20 protein-coding genes and 1 other annotated feature are annotated in these 22,768 nt (G+C 41.5%); of the genes, 17 read left to right on the top strand and 3 right to left on the bottom strand.

What is annotated here, in order from left to right:
- Window position 1 precedes the first annotated feature (1 nt).
- From ACYQ0Y_RS02720 to thiD, 11 genes are all read left to right on the top strand, one after another.
- Window positions 2-1,486, top strand: coding sequence for a sugar ABC transporter ATP-binding protein (locus tag ACYQ0Y_RS02720; RefSeq protein ID WP_407882493.1), 1,485 nt, complete (start codon window positions 2-4; stop codon window positions 1,484-1,486).
- The gene (locus ACYQ0Y_RS02715) at window positions 1,486-2,457 is read left to right on the top strand and encodes an ABC transporter permease subunit (protein WP_407882492.1); all 972 of its coding nucleotides are present in this window, start codon (window positions 1,486-1,488) and stop codon (window positions 2,455-2,457) included. The genes ACYQ0Y_RS02720 and ACYQ0Y_RS02715 overlap by 1 nt, the downstream gene beginning before the upstream one ends.
- A gap of 14 nt (window positions 2,458-2,471) precedes the next feature.
- Window positions 2,472-3,431, top strand: coding sequence for a substrate-binding domain-containing protein (locus tag ACYQ0Y_RS02710; protein WP_407882491.1), 960 nt, complete (start codon window positions 2,472-2,474; stop codon window positions 3,429-3,431).
- Between the two features lie 578 nt (window positions 3,432-4,009).
- Entirely contained in the window at window positions 4,010-4,183 is a 174-nt protein-coding gene (locus tag ACYQ0Y_RS02705) for a hypothetical protein (protein ID WP_407882490.1), read from the top strand.
- 360 nt (window positions 4,184-4,543) lie between these two features.
- Window positions 4,544-5,218: a hypothetical protein gene (locus ACYQ0Y_RS02700; RefSeq protein WP_407882489.1), complete on the top strand. Its 675-nt coding sequence runs from the start codon at window positions 4,544-4,546 to the stop codon at window positions 5,216-5,218.
- 164 nt (window positions 5,219-5,382) lie between these two features.
- Window positions 5,383-6,699 (top strand): GntP family permease, encoded by a 1,317-nt coding sequence (locus ACYQ0Y_RS02695; protein ID WP_407882488.1) that lies wholly within the window; start codon window positions 5,383-5,385, stop codon window positions 6,697-6,699.
- Between the two features lie 61 nt (window positions 6,700-6,760).
- Complete coding sequence (locus tag ACYQ0Y_RS02690; RefSeq protein ID WP_407882579.1) at window positions 6,761-7,900, top strand: glycerate kinase family protein; 1,140 nt, start codon at window positions 6,761-6,763, stop codon at window positions 7,898-7,900.
- Between the two features lie 367 nt (window positions 7,901-8,267).
- Window positions 8,268-9,257, top strand: coding sequence for a LacI family DNA-binding transcriptional regulator (locus ACYQ0Y_RS02685; protein ID WP_407882487.1), 990 nt, complete (start codon window positions 8,268-8,270; stop codon window positions 9,255-9,257).
- A 267-nt stretch (window positions 9,258-9,524) separates the two neighbouring features.
- On the top strand, window positions 9,525-11,702 hold the full coding sequence (speC, locus tag ACYQ0Y_RS02680; protein WP_407882486.1) for an ornithine decarboxylase: 2,178 nt from the start codon (window positions 9,525-9,527) through the stop codon (window positions 11,700-11,702).
- A gap of 66 nt (window positions 11,703-11,768) precedes the next feature.
- Window positions 11,769-13,079 carry a putrescine-ornithine antiporter gene (gene potE, locus ACYQ0Y_RS02675; RefSeq protein ID WP_407882485.1) on the top strand — a complete coding sequence of 437 codons (1,311 nt, stop codon included), beginning with the start codon at window positions 11,769-11,771 and terminating at the stop codon, window positions 13,077-13,079.
- 118 nt (window positions 13,080-13,197) lie between these two features.
- Window positions 13,198-14,001, top strand: coding sequence for a bifunctional hydroxymethylpyrimidine kinase/phosphomethylpyrimidine kinase (gene thiD / locus ACYQ0Y_RS02670; RefSeq protein WP_407882484.1), 804 nt, complete (start codon window positions 13,198-13,200; stop codon window positions 13,999-14,001).
- A 60-nt stretch (window positions 14,002-14,061) separates the two neighbouring features.
- Here thiD and ACYQ0Y_RS02665 read toward each other — a convergent pair whose 3' ends face one another.
- Complete coding sequence (locus ACYQ0Y_RS02665; RefSeq protein ID WP_459935456.1) at window positions 14,062-14,640, bottom strand: hypothetical protein; 579 nt, start codon at window positions 14,638-14,640, stop codon at window positions 14,062-14,064.
- A 110-nt stretch (window positions 14,641-14,750) separates the two neighbouring features.
- Between ACYQ0Y_RS02665 and ACYQ0Y_RS02660 the strand changes: the two genes are divergently transcribed.
- The 4 genes from ACYQ0Y_RS02660 to ACYQ0Y_RS02645 are packed head-to-tail and all read left to right on the top strand — an operon-like array spanning window position 14,751 to window position 17,907.
- Window positions 14,751-15,935 carry an MFS transporter gene (locus ACYQ0Y_RS02660; RefSeq protein ID WP_407882482.1) on the top strand — a complete coding sequence of 395 codons (1,185 nt, stop codon included), beginning with the start codon at window positions 14,751-14,753 and terminating at the stop codon, window positions 15,933-15,935.
- A gap of 15 nt (window positions 15,936-15,950) precedes the next feature.
- A complete protein-coding gene (locus ACYQ0Y_RS02655; protein ID WP_407882481.1) occupies window positions 15,951-16,814 on the top strand; it encodes a bifunctional hydroxymethylpyrimidine kinase/phosphomethylpyrimidine kinase in 864 nt (287 codons plus the stop codon).
- A 1-nt stretch (window position 16,815) separates the two neighbouring features.
- Complete coding sequence (locus tag ACYQ0Y_RS02650) at window positions 16,816-17,388, top strand: TIGR01440 family protein (RefSeq protein WP_407882480.1); 573 nt, start codon at window positions 16,816-16,818, stop codon at window positions 17,386-17,388.
- A 12-nt stretch (window positions 17,389-17,400) separates the two neighbouring features.
- Window positions 17,401-17,907 (top strand): ECF transporter S component, encoded by a 507-nt coding sequence (locus ACYQ0Y_RS02645; RefSeq protein WP_407882479.1) that lies wholly within the window; start codon window positions 17,401-17,403, stop codon window positions 17,905-17,907.
- A gap of 195 nt (window positions 17,908-18,102) precedes the next feature.
- On the opposite strand, the gene ACYQ0Y_RS02640 is transcribed toward ACYQ0Y_RS02645, so the two are convergent.
- Entirely contained in the window at window positions 18,103-18,348 is a 246-nt protein-coding gene (locus ACYQ0Y_RS02640) for a helix-turn-helix domain-containing protein (RefSeq protein WP_407882478.1), read from the bottom strand.
- Window positions 18,349-18,455: 107 nt separating this feature from the next.
- Window positions 18,456-18,740: a hypothetical protein gene (locus ACYQ0Y_RS02635; RefSeq protein WP_407882477.1), complete on the bottom strand. Its 285-nt coding sequence runs from the start codon at window positions 18,738-18,740 to the stop codon at window positions 18,456-18,458.
- A 374-nt stretch (window positions 18,741-19,114) separates the two neighbouring features.
- Window positions 19,115-19,300: a binding site (T-box leader), on the top strand.
- Between the two features lie 48 nt (window positions 19,301-19,348).
- Here ACYQ0Y_RS02635 and tyrS point away from each other — a divergent pair.
- On the top strand, window positions 19,349-20,605 hold the full coding sequence (tyrS, locus tag ACYQ0Y_RS02630) for a tyrosine--tRNA ligase (protein WP_407882476.1): 1,257 nt from the start codon (window positions 19,349-19,351) through the stop codon (window positions 20,603-20,605).
- Between the two features lie 279 nt (window positions 20,606-20,884).
- A complete protein-coding gene (gene tdc, locus ACYQ0Y_RS02625) occupies window positions 20,885-22,744 on the top strand; it encodes a tyrosine decarboxylase (protein ID WP_407882475.1) in 1,860 nt (619 codons plus the stop codon).
- Window positions 22,745-22,768 lie beyond the last annotated feature (24 nt).

Below are 22,768 nucleotides of genomic sequence, written 5' to 3'. Positions count from 1 at the left end.
AATGGAAATTGACATGCAACACATTTCAAAGTCTTTTGGTCCCAATGTGGTGCTAAAAGACGTCAATTTTTCCGTCACAGGTGGCGAAGTCCATGCTTTGATGGGAGAAAATGGTGCAGGTAAATCGACGATGATGAACATTCTGACCGGTTTATTGGAGCCAAACGGTGGTGTGATCAAGGTCGATGGGCAAGAGACACATTTTGCCAACGCCTTGGAGGCAGAACAACATGGGATTGCATTTATTCATCAAGAAATGAACAATTTTGTTGAAATGCCGGTTTTGGATAACATGTTTTTGAACAAGGAAATTAAGAGTCGCTGGGGGTTTATTGATAACGATAAAATGAAAGCGCTTGCTAACGCCTCCTTAGATCGGTTAGGGATGAAAGTAAATCTAGAGCGACCAATTGGCGAACTATCGGTTGGGCAGCAACAAATGATTGAAATTGCCAAGTCCTTAATGACCGATGCCAAAGTGATTATTATGGATGAACCAACGGCGGCCTTGACGGAAAACGAAATTCAGAAATTATTTACCGTGATCAAATCATTAAAGGCTCAAGGCGTCGGTATTATCTATATTTCTCATCGTATGGAAGAATTATTTGCCATTTCTGATCGAGTAACTGTCATGCGTGATGGGTTAACCATTAATACGTATAAGACTGCCGAAACAAATGTTCAACAGATCGTTCACGATATGGTTGGCCGTGATTTAGGTGATTTTTATCCTGATCGGAATCCTAAATTTGGCGATACGATGATTAAAGTGAACGGCTTGACTAGCAGGGGGGTCTTTAAAGATATCAGCTTTGCGGTTCGCTCTGGTGAGATTCTGGCCTTCTCTGGTTTGATGGGCGCTGGGCGTACAGAGATTATGAGGGCAATCTTTGGGATCGACAAACTCGACGCGGGAACTATTGAAATTAATGGCGAAACGGTTCAAATTAGCAACCCTAACGAAGCGATTGCACACAATGTGGGGTTTTTAACCGAAGATCGGAAATCTGAGGGATTGATCCTCGATGATTCGATTGCTGACAATATCGATCTTCCTAGTATCGATGGTTTTACCAAACATGGCTTAATTGACCGTAAAGCGGATCGAGAATTTGTTGAATTATTGATGAAACGTCTGACCGTTAAAGCGACGAGCGCTGATGAGGAAGCAGGTAGTCTCTCCGGTGGAAATCAACAAAAGGTTGTCCTCGCCAAGTGGGTTGGCTCAGGGTCACAAGTGTTGATCTTAGATGAACCGACGCGTGGGGTCGACGTGGGCGCCAAACGGGAAATCTACGATTTGATGAATGAACTGACGGATCGGGGCACCGCGATCATCATGGTTTCTAGCGATTTGGATGAAGTTCTTGGATTTTCAGACAATATCGCCGTGGTCTATGAAGGTCAGCTAATGGGAATCGTCCCAACGGCCACCGCCAGTCAAGAAAGTGTCATGACGTTAGCAACGGGAGGAGAACGCTAATGGATAAGCAAACCGAAGCCAAAACAAAATTTAATTTCGGTGATTTTTATGCCAAACTGGGGCCGTTGGTTGCCCTGATCGTTTTAATTATTCTGGTCTCAATTCTGAATTTTTCATTTCTTGATCCATTGAACTTATTGAACTTATTACGGCAAGTTTCAATTAATGCCTTAATTGCCTTTGGGATGGAATTTGTTATTTTAACCGGTGGAATTGATTTATCTGTTGGATCAATTCTTGCCTTAAGTGGCGCGTTCACGGCCCAATTAGTATTGATGGGTGTGCCAGCCTTTTTCGCCTTCCTAATTGGGATGGTTACTGGTGGGATCTTTGGTGCGTTGAATGGGATTCTAATTGCTTATGGTAAAGCTGCGCCATTCATTGCCACATTAGCCACGCAAACGATTTTCCGTGGTGCAACCTATGTTTTCACCAACGGGAACCCAATTACTGGGGCCAAGATGAGCAGTAACTTTGGCTTTCAATTTTTTGGTCAAGGTTATCTCTTCGGCATCCCATTTCCGGTCTACATCATGGTTTTGTTCTACATCTTGGCTTATGTGCTCTTACACCGGACCACGTTTGGTCGCAAGACCTACGCGTTAGGTGGTAACCCTCGGGCTGCCTTCGTTGCTGGGGTTAAGAACAATAAGATGATCATTTGGGTTTATACGTTGGCCGGGTTCTTATCAGCGACAGCCGGGATGATCTTAACGTCACGGCTCGCCTCTGCGCAACCAGATGCTGGGGTTGCCTATGAAATGGACGCCATTGCGGCCGTTGTATTAGGTGGTACGAGCCTAGCTGGTGGTAAAGGGAAGATGTTTGGTACCTTGATCGGTGCTCTGATTATTGGGGTATTGAACAATGGGATGAACCTATTAGGAATTTCTAGCTTCTACCAACAAATCGTTAAGGGGATCGTGATCTTGGTCGCTGTCTTACTTGATCGAAAGCAAGCCAAAAAATAGGGGGAGACATACTCATGAAGCACAATAAACGCTATGTACTCAGTCTGATTGCTTTGTTTGCGCTTTGTTCTGTCATTTTGACAGGATGTAAAGCTGTTTCGCTAACGCCACCATCATTTGGCAATAAGCAGGTCACTAAGAAAGCCAAGGATAAGTTAAAAGTTGGTGTATCATTATCCACGTTGAGTAACCCATTCTTCGTATCGTTACGTAATGGGATCAATGATGTAGCCAAAAAGAATGGTACGACGACGGAAGTCTTCGACGCGCAAAATGACAGTTCTAAACAGTCGAGTGATATTGAAGATTTGATTCAGAAGAAAGTTGACGTCATTATCATTAATCCGGTGGACTCAGACGCGATTGTCCCGGCGGTTAAGGATGCCAATAATGCCGGTATTCCAGTGATTGCGTGTGATCGTGGTTCCAATGGTGGGAAGTTATTAACTACCGTAGCCTCTGATAATGTCAAGGCGGGACAGATGGCTGCTGATTACATGAAGAGTAAGCTGCCAAAGAACGCGCCGGTGGCTGTTCTTGAAGGAACACCTGGTGCCGACGCCGCGATCCAACGTGGTAAAGGATTCGATCAACACGCCAAGAACTACTTGAAGGTGATTACGAAACAAAGTGCCGACTTTGACCGGGCCAAGGGACTATCTACAATGGAAAACGTCCTGCAAGCCCACAGTGACATTCAAGGTGTCTTCGCTCAAAACGATGAAATGGCCTTAGGGGCTGTTAAAGCAATCAATAATCCATCGATGGTTGTTGTGTCAATCGATGGGGAACCACAGGGATTGACCGCTGTTAAACAGGGTAAAATTTCCGGTGATATTGCCCAATCGCCAAAAGTTGAAGGTGAATTAGCCATTAAGGCAGCTTACAAGCACTATGAGGGTAAGAAAGTGGCGAAGAATATTGCGTCACCAATTCACCTTGTGACTAAGGAAAATGTCGATCAGTATCGATAAGCTGATAATTGCTTGATTAGTTCAAAAACGATGTCTCTCAAGGGACATCGTTTTTTTGTTAAAAGTATGAAACATAACGGAGTTTTACTGTCGACCAACCTGAATTTTACGAACATTCGGCTGGAACGCCGTGGGCCTGCTCTAAGCTGATATCCGTTATGTTCAGGTTGGGCTACTTTCGGTTAACCCGCTTATCTTTCAAAGTTATACGTGATCTCCCTCTGAAATAATCGGCAACGACCTTGACACAGGTAATGATGAAATTTTGATCGATCCCGTGATAGATGAGGATCCGCATAGTGAGATGTGTTGTCGGTGTAATGATTGAAATCTTCATCCAACGCTCGTTTGCAAGTCCCAATGTCGTTGGTGGTTAAACAGTCAAGTTCTTCCACACAATACAGATACAATGTAGAACTGTACCGTAAATTTCCCTCTAACGGAACCAAAATCCTGATTGACATGAAGAAGATGCTTGTATTGCATCTTTTGGGAAAGTGCATGAGAATATTGTGAAGGCTTGGAGGTAATCCAAGGTTCAATATAATGTTGAGATATTACAATGGCGGAGGTCGTTTATGGATAGCCAACTAGCAGTCAAAGCAAATGCTATTGGGGAAAAATACGGTAATAGTTTTCCTCGCATGTACGTTAACACTACTGAAATTGAGTTGAAAATTGTTTATGCGGCATCTGCAAAAGAAGCTTCGGATCTTCAAATGAAGACTATCGAAGCAGCAAAGATAGAGTAATTCATTTAAAGTTGTCATGAAATGTAGGATTACTGAGAGGCTTTGATATAGGGCCTTTTTTTGTTTAGAAGCTTAGACCTGCAGCACATTCATCTGGAATGTTGCAAGTCAGCTCTGAACCTAGAAGGGCGACTTACCATCAGGCCTGAGCGTAATCGAGTTGCATTAATGAGTTTGACACAGATGATCCAATGTCCGTTATGTGCACGTCAGTCGACCTTTGAGTAAGTGCACGCGTCGTTCAAATTTATGATGGCATGTGACTGTGGTTGCAGCGATCTCAGGGTGAAACAATTACTAAAGAAAGCGTTTTCATTCTTCCGTGAGTATGCTAGGCTGAATTTGAGGAGTGTGATTTAGATGAATGAAGAACAGTTAGACTGGCGAACAGATCGAGGTGGTGAATATACTCGTGACACCGAAAAAGGCTCAATTGTAGATTTGCCGACTCGTCAGTACATCGTGTTGAGTGGGATTGGCAAGGCCGACCCCAATAACCGAGACTTCACTGCACGAGCAGATGCCTTATATCGGGTTGCAGATTACTTAGCCGCTGGACCGCAAAATAACTTAGAAGTAGAAGGCTTTCAGCCGTTTGTTCGTTACCCGCTACAAGCAATGTGGGAGCGGGTCACACCTGGCCGGGATGCGCAGTGGCGCTATCAATTGATGATTCGTCAACCGGAATTCATTACTAAAGAAATCCTGCAAACGGCAGAATTTGCAATTACTGACGTTGACCAGTCGTATCTTTGGGATATTCGAATGTTGCATTTTTCCGAAGGGTTAGAGGCACAAATTGGTAACGTCGGAATTTTATCTCATCTAGGTACGGCCAATACACGCTTACAAACCTTTATTCAAGGAGCTGGCTATCGTTCACTTGCTGCAGAAAGCTGGCACATGGAACTTTATCTGGATGACGTTGTTCGGACCAAAGGGGATCAGTGGCATACAATTCTGCGAAATGGAATTGAACCGATGGATGTAACAAAGGTGATGAAGCAAGGTCTGCCGATTATTCAAGGAAATTAACGTGATTTGAATGGAAACTGACGTCATATTGACGCTGGTTTCTTTTTTATTATGTAACATAACCGCGATTTTGGGAAATGATATGCTAGAATTAGTTTATTTAAGAAAGCGCTTACTTTAAGGCTATCGATGACTTTATCGATAGTAAATGAGGAGGAATTAAAATGTCAGGAGTCACGGTAAGCTGGATTGGTGCATTAATTGGTTTAGCATTAGCCATTTTTTTGATTTTGAGAAAATTAAATGCGGTATATGCATTGTTGGTTGGCACGATTGTTGGGGCGGTCATCGGTGGTGCCAATCTTGTTCAAACGGTCAACATCGTTGTGGCAGGAACCCAAAGTGTCATGGGCACAGTGGTCCGTGTTTTGGCGGCTGGTGTCTTGGCTGGGGTCATGATGGAGTCCGGGGCTGCTAACACCATTGCACGGACAATTGTTGATAAGCTGGGGGAAAGCCTGGCGATTGTTTCGCTAGCTTTGTCGACAATGATTATTACGGCAGTGGGGGTGTTCATTCCGGTTGCAGTATTGATTGTCGCTCCGATTGCTTTAGAGGTGGGGAGTAAGCTCAAAATTTCGAAGTTGGCGTTATTAGTTGCACTATCCGGTGGTGGAAAAGCGGGAAATATTATTTCTCCGAATCCGAATACGATTGCAGCAGCACGTGGATTTCATTTGCAACTTAGTGATGTCATGGTGGCCGATTTTGTCCCAGCTTTATTTGGATTGGCGATGGCGATTTTATTAGCAACCGTTCTGCGAAATCATGGTGAAGTAGCGACCATGGCGGACGTTGAAGCTAATCAAGTTTCTGGAACGGCAAGTATTTCTGACGAAGGTAAGCTACCATCTTTTCGTTCTGCGATTGTGGCGCCATTGGTCGCCGTTATCTTGTTACTAATTAATCCAATCGGCAGCATTGCACATATTGCAATTTTGCAAAAGTTCCAAGTGGATGCAATGTATATTTTGCCACTGGCCGGGTTATTAGGCATGTTTGCGATGGGACAAGGTCGGCATATTTTGGCTTACACGAAGTCAGGAATGGATCGAATGACGGATGTCGTCCTGATCTTGATTGGAGCTGGAGCTATCGGTGGCTTGATTACCGCCTCGACGTTACCAGCTGCGATTGTTAGCCTGATTAAAATGTCAGGTATTTCAGGAACCTTCTTAGCACCGATTGCTGGGATTTTGATGGCAGCTGCCACAGCTTCAACTTCAACAGGGGTTATTTTGGCCACGGGTTCTTTTGGGAAGGCAATTTTGTCGTTTGGCACAGCTCCATTAGCGGCGGCTGTGATGGTTCATACGGGGGCAACTGTGATTGATCATCTACCTCAGGGGAATTATTTCCACGTTACGGGAAATGCCATGAATATGGATTTAAAGGCTCGAATGAAGTCGGTTCCATATGAATCGGCTGTTGGATTAACGATGACAATTGTTGGTACCATTATGTATGGTTTTTTACTGTAATGATTTTTTCTAAAACGTTAATCGCTGGTGATTCATAATTTAGTTTTGAGAGGAGTTTATGATGAAAATTGTCATTGCACCTGATTCATTTAAAGGAAGTGCGACGGCTCAGCAAGCCGCAGATGCAATTGAAGTTGGCGTAAAACGGGTTTTTCCTGAAGTGGAGATTGAGAAAGTCCCAATGGCTGATGGCGGCGAAGGAACTGTTCAGTCATTGGTAGATGCGACGGGCGGAAAATTTAGAGATGTTACTGTGCTAGGTCCGCTTGGCCAGGAGACGACGGCTCGATACGGGTTGCTAGGAGACAGTAAAACGGCCGTTATTGAAATGGCGGCGGCTAGTGGTATTCAGTTTGTCGATGAGCATACAAAAAATCCATTGATTACGACAACCTATGGCACCGGGCAGTTAATGTTAGATGCATTGCACCATGGTAGCCAGCAGTTGATCTTAGGAATTGGTGGCAGCGCAACCACGGATGGTGGTGCAGGGATGGCTGAAGCACTTGGTGTGAAATTTTTAGATATTAATAATCATCCAATTCCTCGAGGTGGAGGCGGACTTTCTGAATTAGATCATATTGATTTGTCCGGAATTGACCCGCTGGTAGCGAAAGCACAAATTAGGATTGCTTCTGATGTAACTAACCCCTTGACAGGTAAAATAGGATCAGCAGCCATTTTTGGACCGCAAAAGGGTGCTACACCGGATATGATTTCGATCTTGGATGCGAATTTAAAACATTACGCTAAAGTAATTCAGCGAGATGTCGGGCGTAACATAGACCAAACACCAGGATCCGGTGCAGCCGGTGGTTTAGGAGCTGGCTTGTTAGCGTTCACTAATGCCAACCTTGAACGAGGTGTTGAAATTGTCCTTGAAATGACTCACCTCAAACAACGAGTGACTGGTGCGGATATTGTCTTTACTGGAGAAGGTGGCATTGATTTTCAAACGCAATATGGTAAAACCCCGATGGGAACGGCCCAGGCGGTCAAAGAAATCGATTCAAATATTACTGTGGTGGCGTTAGCTGGAAACGTTGGTGAAGGAATCGATCAACTATATGATCTTGGTATTGACGCTGTCTTTGGTATTTTACCCGGTGTTGAAGCGTTACCGGTTGCGATTGAACAAGTAAGAGAGAACTTGGCGAGAACTGCTGAGAATGTGATGCGGCTGTGGGGGAGAAAAAGATAAATGAGGATTTTATAGTGTAATCAATGTGAAATTTTCGATTTCGGTGAGTTTATGTTTAAGTAAAAAGATTAGTAATGGTTTGCTTCATAAATGGTCTGAATTTAGATTGTGTTCTAAATGTGGCGACAAAGGTGGTTGTTTAAATAATTTGAAAATAAGCCATTTTAAGCATAACTTTGAAGTATTATTTGATAATGATTGGTAAATCTATTAGGTTTCAATATGTAATATAACAGCTCAGGGCAGTATTGTTTTTTGAAAGCGTGAACAAAGCGTACAATCCTTTCTCAAACTAGTTGTTAATTCGGTTTTCAAGCTGTATGATGTGAACGTCAAGTAAAAAAATAGTAAAAGTTGGAATGGACTAATGGCAAAAAAAATAACAATTACAGATATTGCCACGGCAGCTAACATTTCACCAACAACCGTTTCACAGATTCTTAACGGCAAAGGTGAACGTTTTAGTGCTGCGACAAGACAGAAAGTTTTTGCATTACAGAAAGAGTTGGGATATTACAATACCGGCAATGATAAGTCATTTGAATCAAAAGTGACTGTTGGAATGATTGTGCCAAGTATTGATAACCCATATTATCGGGAGTTAATTCATGGTGTTCAGTCGGAATTAGCTAAACGCTATGCTGAACTTTCCGTTGAGTTTTCCAATGAGTCAGAAAAAATTGCCTATCACATTCATGAATTAACTGAGCGCCCCGTTGATGCGATTATCGTGGTAGGGGACAATGTCGATTTGGCATTCGTTCAAACGCTTTTGGCAAACACAGGCCTGGCGAATGTTGTTATGGATCGCCAGCAAGATAATGAATCGCCAGTTGCTGTGAATGAATTGGATGCAGGTAGCAAAGCGGCTGAGTATCTTTTAGATAATGGGCATCGGCAAATTGCTTTGCTAATGAAGGCTGGCAATTCTGAAAGCAAACTTCATCGCATCACAGGATTTTCAAATGGATTAAAGGAATATCATCTGGACCTAGATCCACGCTTGTTTATTGAGCAACCTGACGATTCAAAAGTTGATGGATTTAATGCAGCAAAACAGGTTATTGATAGTGGCGTCACAGCCGTCTTCGCTTTCTCAGATGAATTAGCGATTGGTCTAAATCGTGGGTTGCTCGCTCATGGGAAGCGGGTACCAGAGGATATTTCAATTTTAGGTTTTGATGATATTGAGATTACTCGCTATGTACAGCCCGAGCTCTCGACGGTTCATCAACCGATTCAAGAAATGGGAGCTCATTTAGTTGATAGGTTATTTACGAAGGACTCGTCGGGAAAGCTGACAAAGAAACTTTTTGAAGTTGTCTTGAAGAAGCGTGGGAGCATCAAACATATTTAAGTAGAAACATTTGAGCATAATTCTTTTTTAAAGCCACGGGTAAAGTTCAAGTAAAAGGCATTTTTTGAGAATATTTAGCGTTTTATAATAATGGTGTAACTCCTTGGTTATCAACGAGTTACACCATTATTTTTCTTGTAAAAAAAAGGTAAAGGAAAGCGGTTTCATTTTTTGCTTGTAAATAAAAATACAAGGTGGTAAAAATGAGTTGTAGCAATTTTTACTAGTAGTTTACTAGCAAACTTATTTCTTTCTAGGAGGTACGACATGAACGAATTAAAGATTGCGTCCACCGAAGAGGCTTCACAGCTTTTTGAAACTGAAAGAGAAGTCGTTTCAGCAAAAAATACCGATTTCGTGGATGTAGCTGCTGTTGTTGTCATGGATACTGACAATGACATAGTCCGGGCAGCGAATGAGACAAAGTTTGGGGTTCCAGTCTTTGTTATCACCGCGGATAGCTCAAAAATTGATGGTTCAATGATGGCTGAGATTTACCATATTATTGATCTTAATAATCAGTATGATCACCGTCTTTATAACCGTGAAATTGAAGCTGCTGCCGCGAAATATGAAGATGGTGTATTACCTCCATTCTTCAAGGCGTTGAAAGCCTATGTTGAACGTGGAAATATTCAATTTGATTGTCCTGGACATCAAGGTGGGCAGTACTTCCGTAAGCATCCAGCAGGACGGCAGTTTTATGATTTCTTTGGGGAAAATGTCTTCCGCGCTGATATCTGTAATGCCGATGTTGATTTAGGTGATTTGTTAATTCATGAGGGCCCAGCAATGGATGCTGAAAAGCATGCTGCACAGGTCTTTAATGCCGACAAGACTTATTTTGTTATGAATGGTACTACTACCTCAAACAATATCGCAATTACTGCGGCAATTGCCCCCGGAGACCTTGTTTTATTCGATCGGAATAACCATAAATCAGTCTACAATGCTGCGTTGGTTAAAGATGGTGGTCGCCCCGTTTATCTTGAAACGTCTCGTGACCCTTATGGATTCATCGGTGGGATTTATGCTCGCGATTTCGATGAGGATTATATTCGTAAGCAAGCCGCAAAAGTGGATCCTGAAAAGGCTAAACAAAAGCGCCCATTCCGTTTAGCAATTATTCAATTGGGAACATATGATGGAACAATTTACAATGCTAAGCAGGTTGTTGAAAGAATTGGTCATCTGTGTGATTACATCTTATTCGATTCCGCGTGGGTTGGTTACGAGCAATTTATTCCAATGATGAGAGATTCTTCTCCATTATTACTTGATCTGAAACCAGATGACCCTGGTATTTTGGTTACTCAATCGACTCATAAGCAACAGGCTGGCTTTTCACAAGCCTCGCAAATTCACAAAAAAGATGCACATATTAAAGGTCAAAAGCGTTACATCGATCATAAACGATTTAATAATGCGTACATGCAATATGCTTCAACGTCACCATTCTATCCACTGTTTGCCACATTGGATGTCAATGCTCGAATGCAAGAGGGCGAAGCAGGTAAAAAACTTTGGCATGATGCTCTAGTAACTTCAGTTGATGCTCGTAAGAACTTAATGAAGAATGCAACAATGATTCGTCCGTTTGTTCCTCCAGTAGTAAACGGTAAAAACTGGGAAGATGCTGATACAGAAGAAATTGTCAACAACATTGATTATTGGCGATTTGAAAAGGGGGCCAAGTGGCATGCATTTGATGGTTATGAAAACAACCAATACTTTGTTGATCCAAATAAGTTCCTGTTAACTACTCCAGGTATTAATGTCCAAACTGGAGAATACGAAGACTTTGGTGTTCCAGCGACTATTTTAGCTAACTACTTACGGGAACATGGGATTATTCCTGAAAAGAATGATTTAAATTCCATTCTCTTCTTAATGACACCTGCGGAAACACCCGCAAAGATGAACAACCTGGTTTCACAGATTGTTAAGTTTGAAGCCGAAATTAAAGCCGATGCACCGTTGGAACAAGTGCTGCCAAACTTGTATGCCCAGCATAAAGAACGCTATGCGGGTTACACAATTCGTCAACTTTGCCAAGAATTGCATGACTTTTATAAAGGTAATAATGCTAAAGAATATCAAAAAGAAATGTTCTTAGCAGATTACTTCCCTGAACAAGCGATGACGCCATATGATGCAAACGTTGAATTGCTACACAATAATGCCAAACTTGTTCCGCTTAAGGATATTGAGGGCGAAATTGCACTTGAAGGTGCACTTCCATATCCACCTGGTGTTTTCTGTGTTGTCCCTGGGGAAAAATGGAGTAAAGTTGCCCAGACCTACTTCTTGATTTTGGAAGAAGGAATTAATAGATTCCCTGGATTTGCTCCAGAAATTCAAGGTGTTTACTTCGAAAATGAAAATGGACATGTCAATGCTTACGGTTACGTTTACGATGCAGAAGCCGCAAAAGAAGAGGACTAGTCGCATTTGACGTGGTGAACAACTGTCCACCACGTTTTTTCTTTAAATTAGGATAGGGGTAAAAACATGGCACAAGAAAAGAAAAAGATGAGCGTGATTCAACTTACAATCATCACGGCCATTAATATGATGGGATCAGGAATCATAATGTTACCGACTAACTTAGCACAAGTTGGTACAATGTCGATTCTATCTTGGGTAGTTACAGCTGGTGGAGCTATGTGTTTGGCATATGCTTTCTCACGAGCGGGTATGTATACTAGAAATTCAGGTGGGATGGGAGGATATGCCGAGTACTCTTATGGTAAGGCAGGATCCTTCATGGCAAATTATACCTATGGTGTGTCGTTAGTTATTGCTAACGCAGCCATTGCCATTTCGGCGGTTGGCTATTTCGTTGTATTATTCCATTTGCATTTCACGCCTGTTGAAGTGGCCTTGGCAACAATCTTCACCCTTTGGCTGGCAACGGTAATGAATTTTGGTGGCGCAAGAATTACTGGGCAAATCAGTACGTTCACGGTTTGGGGCGTCATTATTCCTGTTGTTGTCATTTCATTAGCTGGATGGTTCTTCTTTAGTGGTCACATGTATGCGACTTCATGGAATCCACACAATCTTGGATTCTTTGATGGAATTAGCAAATCAATTTCCATTACTTTATGGGCCTTTTTAGGGTTGGAATCCGCTTCCGCCAATATGGATTCGGTTGAAAATCCAAAGAAGAATGTCCCAATCGCTGTCCTCGGAGGCACAATCGGTGCGGCGATAATGTACATTGTTTCGACAAACGTTATGCAAGGAATTGTACCGAATTCAACTTTGGCTCATTCGAATGCACCATTTGGTGTTGCCTTCAGTCAGATGTTTACCCCGGCTATCGGGAACGTCGTTATGGGACTAATGATTCTGTCTTGTTTTGGATCATTACTTGGTTGGCAGTTCACGATTGCTGAAGTATTCCGCAGTTCTGCACATGAAGGTTACTTTCCGAAAGTATTTGGGAAGACTATTGCAAATGGCACACCTGTAGCCGGAATGGTTATTATTACTATTCTTCAGTCATTGTTAGCTTTGATGACAATTAGCCCTTCTTTGTCAAAGCAATTTACAGTTTTAGTTAATTTGGCGGTGGTGACTAATGTTATTCCATACTTGTTATCAATGGGAGCGCTTAAAACAATGCAATTGGACGCCAAAGTTACGGCGTCTGCCCGGCGCACAACAAACATCGTTGCTACAGTTGCATCGATCTACAGTTTGTATGCATTGTACGCGGTCGGCGCTACAGAACTTGCATATGGTGCACTTGTAACGTTTGCAGGATGGACGTTGTACGGATTTGTCTCAAATAAATATGATCTAAAAAAAGCTTAGTTTGAAATTAACAGCATGTAGAATGGGTCGTTGGAAGGAGCATACTTCCGGCTCATTCTCTTTGCGTTTTACAATGCTATGTTAAAAAGCGGCAGTCTTTGTAGACGAAGGTGAGAATATGGACAGTAGTTTTCCCACAGCACTGACAATTTCCGCGCTGTATTCGACAGGAAATCGATACGCACAAGTGGACCTAAACACGTTTAACGTCCTTAAAGTGTATGGAATATCTGTTTTGACAGCAATTTTAGGTAATGATTTTTCTATCAACCAACATGAATTGGCTATTAGTTCGACGCCTGTCAATCGCCAGTTTGGTACAATATTGAATGAGTTTGATGTACCGAGTTGTAAAATTGGCTATTTACCGAATATTGAACTAATCACGGCGGTCGTTCAAGCTTGTCGTAATCAGAGTTTAGGAGTGGTTGTGTTGGATCCGGTATTGTTTTCTGATTCGGGAAAACCACTTTTATCGGAGGCTGCTTTTTCGACGTATATCAAAGCGTTACTTCCACTGGCTGATGTGATAACCGTAGACGTAACTGAGGCCGAAAGTTTAGTTAATTTTACAATTTTAAATGATGACGATGTGATTCATGCGGCTAATGAGCTTCGTGGAATTGGGGTTCAAAATGTATTTATCCATGGAGACCTTCCGGGAGTAAAAGGCGAGCCGGCTAGGGATTATGTTTTGCTCGCAAACGGGGACGACTTTTGGCTGACAGATGAAGGGAAAGCTCAAAAATATACTCGGTCTTTGAGTCAATTTGATGCCTTATCTGCTTGTATCACAGCAAAATTGGCTCAACAGGTTAAAGTAGAGATGGCTATAAGAAGTGCGAAAGAGTTTTCCTCAAAATTGCTGGTGAATCCTATTCATCCAGCCGAAAACGTTTCTTCGTTAAACTTCTGGAACTAGAAAGTGCCGCACATTGATTGTGCGGCACTTTCTCTAAAATTTACAAGCTCGCTAACTGTTCTATGGGGCATAGCTTAATTGATTTAAGATTTGGAATTCCTCGAAACGAACTAGACCGATAGCATATAAGTTAAAACCTAGCATATATCTTTCCTTAACCTCTCTGTCTAATTGATCTTGATCACGAATCAACAGCCCATTTTCTAGGCGGATAGCCATAGGAGAAATTGGAATAAGAACTTGACGATTTTGCTTAATCATGGCGAAGTAAAAGCCTTCATCAAAATGATGCGTTACCGTGAAGTGGCCTAGAAGGTATGGCCAAAAGATAACGTAATCCTCATGTTTATCAACGGCAAATAGTTGAGTTCCGCCTAATGATATGATGAGTTTTACTCCGGCCAATATTTGTTCGAAGGAGAAGGGATAATCTAACGATGTTGCTAAAAAGTTGGTAATTAATTCGTTAAAGCTATTTTCATTTGCTGAAGCTAAGTCTTCTGCTGAAGGAAATTGATTAAACGGAATAATTTCTTTAAGTGAGTTTGCCGTCAAACCGGTTGGTATTCCGGAAATTGTGATTATTTGATTTTGATCCAATCGTTGTGACTGGACGCGTAGTGATTGCCAAAGATTCATGATTAAGAAAGCCCTTTCATTAATTTAGTATCTTTATTGTAAAACAATGAACGCGAAAAAGTGGCTTTTTTTACTAGTTTTTTACTTTATTTCAAAGGGGATGGAATTATATGGGCCGCACATTGAGCATCAATCGAATTGTAATAATGGCGTTTCTTGTTAATACAATCTATTGTATGGTGTGGCCTTTAAGTACTGTGTACTTGACCGGTGAATTTAAGCTTAAGCTGTCAGTTGTTGGCATAGTGTTGCTGGTTTATTCGTGTTTGAATGCGTTGGGGTCTGCAATTGCTGGCCGATTATTTGATCGTAAAAATCCATTCATTGTTTTGATGCTTGGTCTGCTGGGCCTGACTGGATCCGTATTTATTGGGTTAATGTGGCGTGGCGCGATTGGTTATATCGTATTTTTAATGCCATTTGGTTTTACAACTGGGTGGGTATTGACGGTACAATATGCTTTAGTAAGTTACATGGACCATGATAAGAATTCAAAACGTGATTTCAATCTTCTGTATTTAGGAGTGAACGTTGGTCTAGTTGTCGGAGCCGGTGCTCTTGGCGCCCTTTATCATGGACATGGTCTGGTCTTATTGATGAGTGTCATTTTGATGTTTGTAGTGACGCTAATTCTAGTAGCATCATTATTTTTACCCGTAAGATTTGAGAATGTGGAACATGAGGCAATAGTGACTGCACCAGTTGAGGACCTCCATCGGGAGCACAATAGTCACATTGTAATTAGGATGATGATCAGTTTGTTTGCAATTTGGTTGAGCTACTCCCAATGGATGTCAAACTTTTCTGTATATTTTCTAACAATCGGGCTAACAACAAGTTTTTACAGCCAATTGTGGATTGTAAATGGTATTGGCATTATTCTAGTGCAGACTCTGTTACTAAAATTTCCAAAAGTATTCAAAAAAACGCTAAGCCAAGCTGAATTTGGAGTAACCTTTCTTTGTTTATCTTTCTTGGTATTGCTACTAGGTAAATCAGAGTCACTAATTATTATATCAATGACTCTGTTAACAATTGGGGAGGCGCTTTTTGTTCCAGCTGCCCCCGTTGTCGTTGATGAATACACAGCATTGGTAAATAAAGGCCGTAATCAGGGATTAGTAAATGTTTTTTCTTCACTTGGTAAAGCAAGTGGCCCGGCCATTGGTGGCATGATCATTGAGCGAAGTGGTTACAAGAACTTATTTGTTTTTGCCGAAGTGATATTAGTATCCGCATTTGTTCTTATAGAAATTCGAACAAAGCGGCACTCACAAAATGGTTTCATAAAATAATATTGAGGTGGGGAAATGCCACAATCGTTACCAGCCACAACACTCATCATTCAGGACTTTTCCTTATTGGGTAATATTTCTACAGCCGCTGCGCTACCCGTTGCTGCTGCCTTCGGATTAACGACAGCCATATTGCCGGTTACGCTACTTTCGACTCAGACCGAAGGCTTTGATAAACCTAAAAAATTAGATCTGACAAATTGGTTGAATGACGTTGTTAATCATTGGTCTCAAGAGGAATTAATGAGTTTTGAGACGATCCAAATTGGTTACTTAGGTTCCGAGGCTGCGATTGAGTTTGCCAGCAAGATACTTGATTTGGCTCAAGGAACACGGATCGTTGTTGATCCAGTGTTTGCTGATCAAGGCGAACAATATCCTGGGTTAGATAAAGGGTATGCGAAGCTGTTAGATCCTATATTGAAGAAAGCCGATGTAATCACTCCTAATGTCACTGAATTGGGGGAACTAGTTGACCGGAAACTTTCTTTTCAAAGTAGTTTTGAGGAATTAGCGCGAATTGTTCAGATGCTGGAAACTCGTTTTCAACACGACGTTAAAGTGGTTGTAACTGGTATTGAATTTGATGACCAGATTGGTGTCTTTTTCACGGATCCAGTATCAAGTGATGGGTACCGCTTTATCGGTCACCACAAAATAGCTGGTCATTTTTACGGAGCAGGCGATTTTTTTGCTGCTACATTAAGTGGCGAACTAAGTCGATCTATTGAATTTACTGAAGCGGTCCAACAGGCGGTTGATATCACATTGATGGCGATTAATGAGACAAGTCAACTTCCTCGCGAATGGCGAAAATTTGGATTAAAGTTCACAACAGCGTTGGACGAAATTATTCGGCGATCAGCCGGGAGGCAATAAAATGGATTTGGAACAGGTTCGACAAGATTTGAGGGCAACATTGAACGAGTATTTTGAAAATGTCACATTGCGACCAGAGAGTATCTTCGTTGTTGGTTGTAGTACGAGTGAAATTCGTGGTGAATGGAAAGGAACTAATTCTAGCTTAGAAATTGGCCAAGTGATTGTCCAAACCTTGCAAGAATTTCTTATTCCGCGTCATTTGCATTTGGCAATTCAAGGCTGTGAACACATTAACCGCGCTTTGTTATTGGAACGTGAGGTTGCCGACCAAAATAATCTAGAAATTGTGTCAGTTGTTCCCGCAATTCATGCTGGTGGTGGTACACAAGTGGCCGGGTATCAACAATTTGAGGATCCGGTTGAAGTGGAACATATTACCGCGGCTGGCGGCATTGACATCGGTGGTACCGATATTGGGATGCATGTGAAGTTTGTCCAAATTCCGGTTCGATTACAACATCGCGATGTTGGGGAGGCCCGCGTTGTTGCGCTACGTTCCCGACCAAAGTTGATTGGTGGTCAACGTGCTCAATATGAATTTACGGATAAGAATTTAGAAGATATTCGTTAGTGAGGAATCGTGATGGGAAATCAATCGCCTAATCGAGGGCAACTACAAAAATTAATGCTCACAGCGATGTTAGTTGCAGTTACGGTAGTGATTAGTCGACTTTTCATCATTCCCGTACCGATGACACACGGGAATATCAATCTTTGTGATGCCGGAATCTTCATCGCTGCTTTAGCACTTGGACCCAAAGTAGGGGGGACCGTTGGTGCGCTTAGTGGTTTTTTACTTGATTTACTTTCAGGTTATGCACAGTACATGTTCTTCTCGCTAATCATTCATGGGCTGGAAGGATTCTTAGTTGGCTATCTTTCGCAACGCTTGTCTGGAACGATGGCTCGGTGGCTAGCCTTAGGAATTGGCGGTGTTGTTATGGTGGCAGGTTATTTCTTAGCGGATTCCTTGTTATATGGGCCTGCAGTGGGTCTCGTCGGCCTAGCAACTAATCCGATTCAAGCCGTCGTTGGCGGTGTTGTGGCTTGGCTTGTCACTCCAAGGGTTCAGCCGTATTTGGCTAAATAGAGGGATCTATTGAGCTATATTTTAAACTTTAAGTCGGCGTACTTTGTTAAGAGGTATTTAAAACAACCGCTATTTTGGCATTTAATAAATGTCAGAATAGCGGTTGTTTTTTTGAAATAAAAACTTTTTCGTTGAATTTCGATGATTGATTGGGCGAACGAATTCAGACAAGTTGAATTGATTCGTTAATTGTTTTCATCTATCAATTGCATTTGTAGATGTGCTTGCAGCATTTTTTCTTGCCTCTGGTTCCGTCTCGCCTGTGACTATTTCTATGCCATGTCTGGTTACAACCAGCTGCTTGCCGAATTTTCGAATGGTACCGATTGGAAACCGCTCCGGGTTTTTTCTGAACACTTGGCGTACGTAATCGTCGGATTTTTGCCATCGTCTGGCAGCTTCACTAGAGGACATAATGTCGCGATCGTTAAGGTTAATCATGTTTTACTCCTAATTAGTTTGTTTATTAATTTGATCAAGTGTGAGTTACGGTTTGAAAGAGGGGCAAAGGGGAAGACATAAAAAAATAGCTAGGCTAGTCAAGTTGACTAACTCATGTTGAAAGCATTGATTAATTCCCCAGCTAATTTCCAAATTCCGACACAGATACTAACTAATCCAGCGAAAATAATTGCGGCTGCCAAAAGAGGCATGGCTGAATAGTGAAAAGTGATCAGTGGCCTAATCAATGGAGATAAGAACACGAGGCTAAGGATTAATTGCCAGTGGACATGGCGATAGTTCGAATGGGGAAATTGACCTTCTGACTTATGCTGGCCATTTATATCAGAGTTTATTTTAGCTAAGTTTCGATTTGAATTATTCGATTTCATGTTAATTTCTCCCAAAGTATGAAAAAAGAGGCCTTACAATTCGATTTTCATATTATTCTCTCTGTTAATTTAACAGAACTAGTTTTTAAAATTAATGTTAATTTCGTTCGATAATCTAATTTGATTTTAATGTTTATCGGTTTTCCAATTCAAAGATTAAATAAAATCACATTAATCAAGCTTGCTGTTCTTTTACACGCGCTAATTGAAAGTTGCTCCTTGTCTAAAAGCGATTCATACCAACATGTATATGAGTACATGGAAAAGTTCGTAAAACAATTCATACTTCTAATTTAAATATAATCTGTAAATACGTTGACTAAATCAGTTTTAATGCCGTATTGTAGGCTTCGAAAGAGATTTAATATAAAATGTTTTTAGTTGATCAAAGTAGATTTGCCATCATTTTTTAAGAGAGCCGCGGTTGGTGGAAAGCGGTAAAGTGATGTGAATCGAATTACATTCAACGCTGTCAGAGAACACGCTTTAGCCGCGTTATCAGTTAATCAAGTGACACATTATGTGTAATTCGGGTGGTACCGCGGTTAATCGTCCCTAAGAAATTCTTAGGGACGATTTTTTTGTGCGGAAAGAAAGGAAGGTCGACAATGAATATTATTGACGAATTAACATGGCGGGACGCAATTAATCAGCAGACGGATGCTGAAGGTTTACGTGAGCTCGTTGATCAGCATAAAATCGCTTTGTACTGCGGTGTTGATCCAACTGGCGACAGTATGCACATTGGACATTTGATTCCCTTTATGATGATGAAGCGCTTTGAATTAGCTGGCCATCATCCATATATTTTGATTGGTGGAGGTACCGGTAGTATCGGTGATCCCAGTGGTCGTAACTCAGAACGGCAGTTACAAACGATGGAACAGGTTAACCATAATGTTGAGGCGTTGAGTTCTCAGATGAAGCGTTTGTTTGGCGGCGATGCCAATGTCACGATGGTTAACAACTATAGCTGGTTATCTAAGCTTTCTCTCTTAGACTTCTTACGAGATTACGGTAAAGTGGTTAATGTTAACACCATGTTAGCAAAAGATATTGTTGCAAGCCGACTCGAGGTAGGGATTTCATTTACAGAATTTACTTACCAAATTTTGCAGTCGATTGACTTTTTAACACTTCATCGGGACTATGGTATTCAGTTACAAATTGGTGGCGCAGATCAATGGGGGAATATCACAGCTGGTATTGATATGATTCACAAGGTTATGGACGCTAATGAACCAGTATACGGGTTGACGATCCCGTTGATGTTGAAAGCCGATGGAACTAAATTTGGTAAAACAGCTGGTGGGGCGATTTGGCTGGATAGTAAAAAGACGTCACCTTACGAATTTTACCAATTTTGGTTAAATCAAGACGATCGTGATGTCATTAAGTATCTGAAGTTCTTTACCTTTTTAGCTAAAGATGAAATTGATAATCTTGATAAGCAAGTTAAGCTGCATCCTGAGCTACGGCAAGCACAGCGTCGGCTGGCAGAGGAGGTCACTCGATTCGTTCATGGTCAAGAGGCACTAGATCAAGCAGAAAAGATTTCAGATATTCTTTTTACAGGTAATGTTAAAGATCTTAGCGTTGCAGAAGTTCAGGAAGCCTTTGAAAAGGTGCCACATGTTGAAGTTAGCGGGACAAATCAAAATATTGTTGATTTGCTTGCGTCGACTGCTGTTGAACCGTCAAAACGTCAGGCACGCGAGGATGTAGCGGCGGGAGCTATAACAATTAATGGGGATCGCTTAACCAATATTAACGAAGTTATTAATCCGCAAGAGAATTTTTCGGGGAAGTTCATGATTATTCGTCGAGGAAAACGGAATTACTTCTTAGCCAAAGTCATAAATTAGAACAGAATTAGAAAATCGAACATGAGTTCGTATACAAAAGCCGCTAATTATTTTTGAATTAAATTAGCGGCTTTTTCTTATGATCTTAATCAATCCGCTATACCCGATAACGGGTGAGATTGCTCACCTGAGGAAACAAAAACATTGTTAAATCAAGGCTCATACATTTTTAATTTGTGAAAGCGTGTTCATAATACCCTTTACAGGGACGTTTTCGAGGGAATATATTACTTGCGAAGGAACACGCGTGCTTCAAATAAATTGAAAGAAGCTTTGAAAATGAATGATCTTAAACCCTTTTCAAAAGATTTGGATCTTGATGCTTTGTTTATTGGAGATAAGGCGGAAAATGGTCAACTCTATAAAGATTTATTGAACGAACTAGTTGATGAGCATCTCGGGTGGCGTGAAAATTACTTGCCACAGGATAAAGCAATGATTACGCCTGAACAACAATCTAGTGACAACTTTGGCGCGACAGTTAACCATATGAAAGACGTTTTAAATGAGTTGTCGCAACGAATTCGGACAGAGTCAGTACCATGGCATTCTGCTGGACGTTATTGGGGACATATGAATTCAGAAACATTAATGCCAGCCATTTTAGCGTATAACTACGCCATGCTCTGGAATGGTAATAATGTGGCGTATGAGTCCTCACCAGCGACTTCACAAATGGAAGAGGAAGTTGGTCACGAATTTGCCACGTTAATGGGTTATCAACAAGGTTGGGGCCACATTGTAGCGGATGGATCTTTGGCAAATTTGGAAGGCCTTTGGTATGCACGAAATATTAAGTCACTGCCATTAGCCATGAAAGAGGTCACACCGGAGTTAGTGGCTGGAAAATCAGATTGGGAATTACTGAATTTACCTACTGAAACAATTATGGATTTACTAGAAAAAGCAGGCGATAAGCTGGATGCCATAAAAAACAAATCGGCTAGAAGTGGCGAACATTTGCATGAGTTAGGTAAATGGTTGGTGCCTCAAACGAAACATTATTCTTGGCTAAAGGCTGCTGACATTATTGGGATTGGCTTGGATCAAGTCGTCCCTGTCCCTGTTGACGATCATTATCGGATGAATGTTGCGGCGTTAAAGCAAATTATTACTAAATTGGCGGCAGAGAAAACGCCAATTTTAGGGGTGGTAGGTGTTGCCGGATCCACTGAAGAAGGTGCCGTCGACAATATTGACCAAATTGTTAAGCTGCGAGAAGAGTTAATGGAAAAAGGGCTTTATTTTTATCTACATGTTGATGCCGCATATGGCGGTTATGCTCGCGCAATTTTCCTAGATGAAAACAATCATTTCATTCCCTTTGATCAACTACAACAAAAGCATCAAGAATACGGTGTTTTCACTGAAAAGAAGTCATTCATCAAAAAAGAGGTTTATGACGCCTATAAAGCATTTGATGAAGCCGAATCGATTACTATTGATCCTCACAAAATGGGATATGTTCCTTATGCCGCTGGTGGGATTGCCATCAAAGATATCAGAATGCGAGATACGATTTCTTATTTTGCTACTTATGTATTTGAAAAGGGTGCAGATATTCCGGCATTACTTGGTGCCTATATTCTAGAAGGCTCTAAAGCTGGGGCAACTGCAGCTGCGGTGTGGGCTGCCCATCACGTGCTCCCACTGAACGTTTCTGGATATGGCAAGCTGATTGGTGCGTCGATGGAAGGAGCACGACGTTATTATGACTTTTTAGGTCAACTCGAATTTAAGGTTGGGCAACATACAATTCAGGTACATCCATTGACAGATCCTGATTTTAACATGGTGGATTACGTCATTACAGAAAAGGGCAACACCAATTTAGACGAGATTAATCAGTTGAATCACGATTTGTACGATCAGGCTTCTTATGTCAAGGGAAGTCTCTATGGAAAAGAATACATTGTTTCCCATACTGACTTTTCCCAAGCTGACTATGGTGATAGTCCACTACATTTTGTTCAAAGCCTCGGTATCTCAGAAGCAGAATGGCAGAGGGTACAAAAAGTAACAATTATTCGAGCTTCCGTCATGACACCTTATATGAATCGTGCCGAAAACTTTGCCTATTTCGCACCAAAAATTAAAGCAGCAATTCAGCAAGACCTGGCAGCCATTTTTGAAAAATAGACGCTAGTCGTTTCAAAAACTTTT

This window comes from Furfurilactobacillus curtus (assembly GCF_054657915.1).
This window is presented reverse-complemented; position numbering and strand designations above follow the sequence as displayed.

Coding starts and splice junctions, on each gene's coding strand:
- ACYQ0Y_RS02660 (WP_407882482.1), top strand. CDS start 14,751: ATGGGCCGCACATTGAGCATCAATCGAATTGTAATAATGGCGTTTCTT.
- ACYQ0Y_RS02685 (WP_407882487.1), top strand. CDS start 8,268: ATGGCAAAAAAAATAACAATTACAGATATTGCCACGGCAGCTAACATT.
- ACYQ0Y_RS02645 (WP_407882479.1), top strand. CDS start 17,401: ATGGGAAATCAATCGCCTAATCGAGGGCAACTACAAAAATTAATGCTC.
- ACYQ0Y_RS02650 (WP_407882480.1), top strand. CDS start 16,816: ATGGATTTGGAACAGGTTCGACAAGATTTGAGGGCAACATTGAACGAG.
- ACYQ0Y_RS02715 (WP_407882492.1), top strand. CDS start 1,486: ATGGATAAGCAAACCGAAGCCAAAACAAAATTTAATTTCGGTGATTTT.
- ACYQ0Y_RS02700 (WP_407882489.1), top strand. CDS start 4,544: ATGAATGAAGAACAGTTAGACTGGCGAACAGATCGAGGTGGTGAATAT.
- tdc (WP_407882475.1), top strand. CDS start 20,885: ATGAATGATCTTAAACCCTTTTCAAAAGATTTGGATCTTGATGCTTTG.
- ACYQ0Y_RS02665 (WP_459935456.1), bottom strand. CDS start 14,640: ATGAATCTTTGGCAATCACTACGCGTCCAGTCACAACGATTGGATCAA.
- speC (WP_407882486.1), top strand. CDS start 9,525: ATGAACGAATTAAAGATTGCGTCCACCGAAGAGGCTTCACAGCTTTTT.
- potE (WP_407882485.1), top strand. CDS start 11,769: ATGGCACAAGAAAAGAAAAAGATGAGCGTGATTCAACTTACAATCATC.
- ACYQ0Y_RS02705 (WP_407882490.1), top strand. CDS start 4,010: ATGGATAGCCAACTAGCAGTCAAAGCAAATGCTATTGGGGAAAAATAC.
- ACYQ0Y_RS02635 (WP_407882477.1), bottom strand. CDS start 18,740: ATGAAATCGAATAATTCAAATCGAAACTTAGCTAAAATAAACTCTGAT.
- ACYQ0Y_RS02640 (WP_407882478.1), bottom strand. CDS start 18,348: ATGATTAACCTTAACGATCGCGACATTATGTCCTCTAGTGAAGCTGCC.
- tyrS (WP_407882476.1), top strand. CDS start 19,349: ATGAATATTATTGACGAATTAACATGGCGGGACGCAATTAATCAGCAG.
- ACYQ0Y_RS02695 (WP_407882488.1), top strand. CDS start 5,383: ATGTCAGGAGTCACGGTAAGCTGGATTGGTGCATTAATTGGTTTAGCA.
- ACYQ0Y_RS02720 (WP_407882493.1), top strand. CDS start 2: ATGGAAATTGACATGCAACACATTTCAAAGTCTTTTGGTCCCAATGTG.
- ACYQ0Y_RS02655 (WP_407882481.1), top strand. CDS start 15,951: ATGCCACAATCGTTACCAGCCACAACACTCATCATTCAGGACTTTTCC.
- ACYQ0Y_RS02710 (WP_407882491.1), top strand. CDS start 2,472: ATGAAGCACAATAAACGCTATGTACTCAGTCTGATTGCTTTGTTTGCG.
- ACYQ0Y_RS02690 (WP_407882579.1), top strand. CDS start 6,761: ATGAAAATTGTCATTGCACCTGATTCATTTAAAGGAAGTGCGACGGCT.
- thiD (WP_407882484.1), top strand. CDS start 13,198: ATGGACAGTAGTTTTCCCACAGCACTGACAATTTCCGCGCTGTATTCG.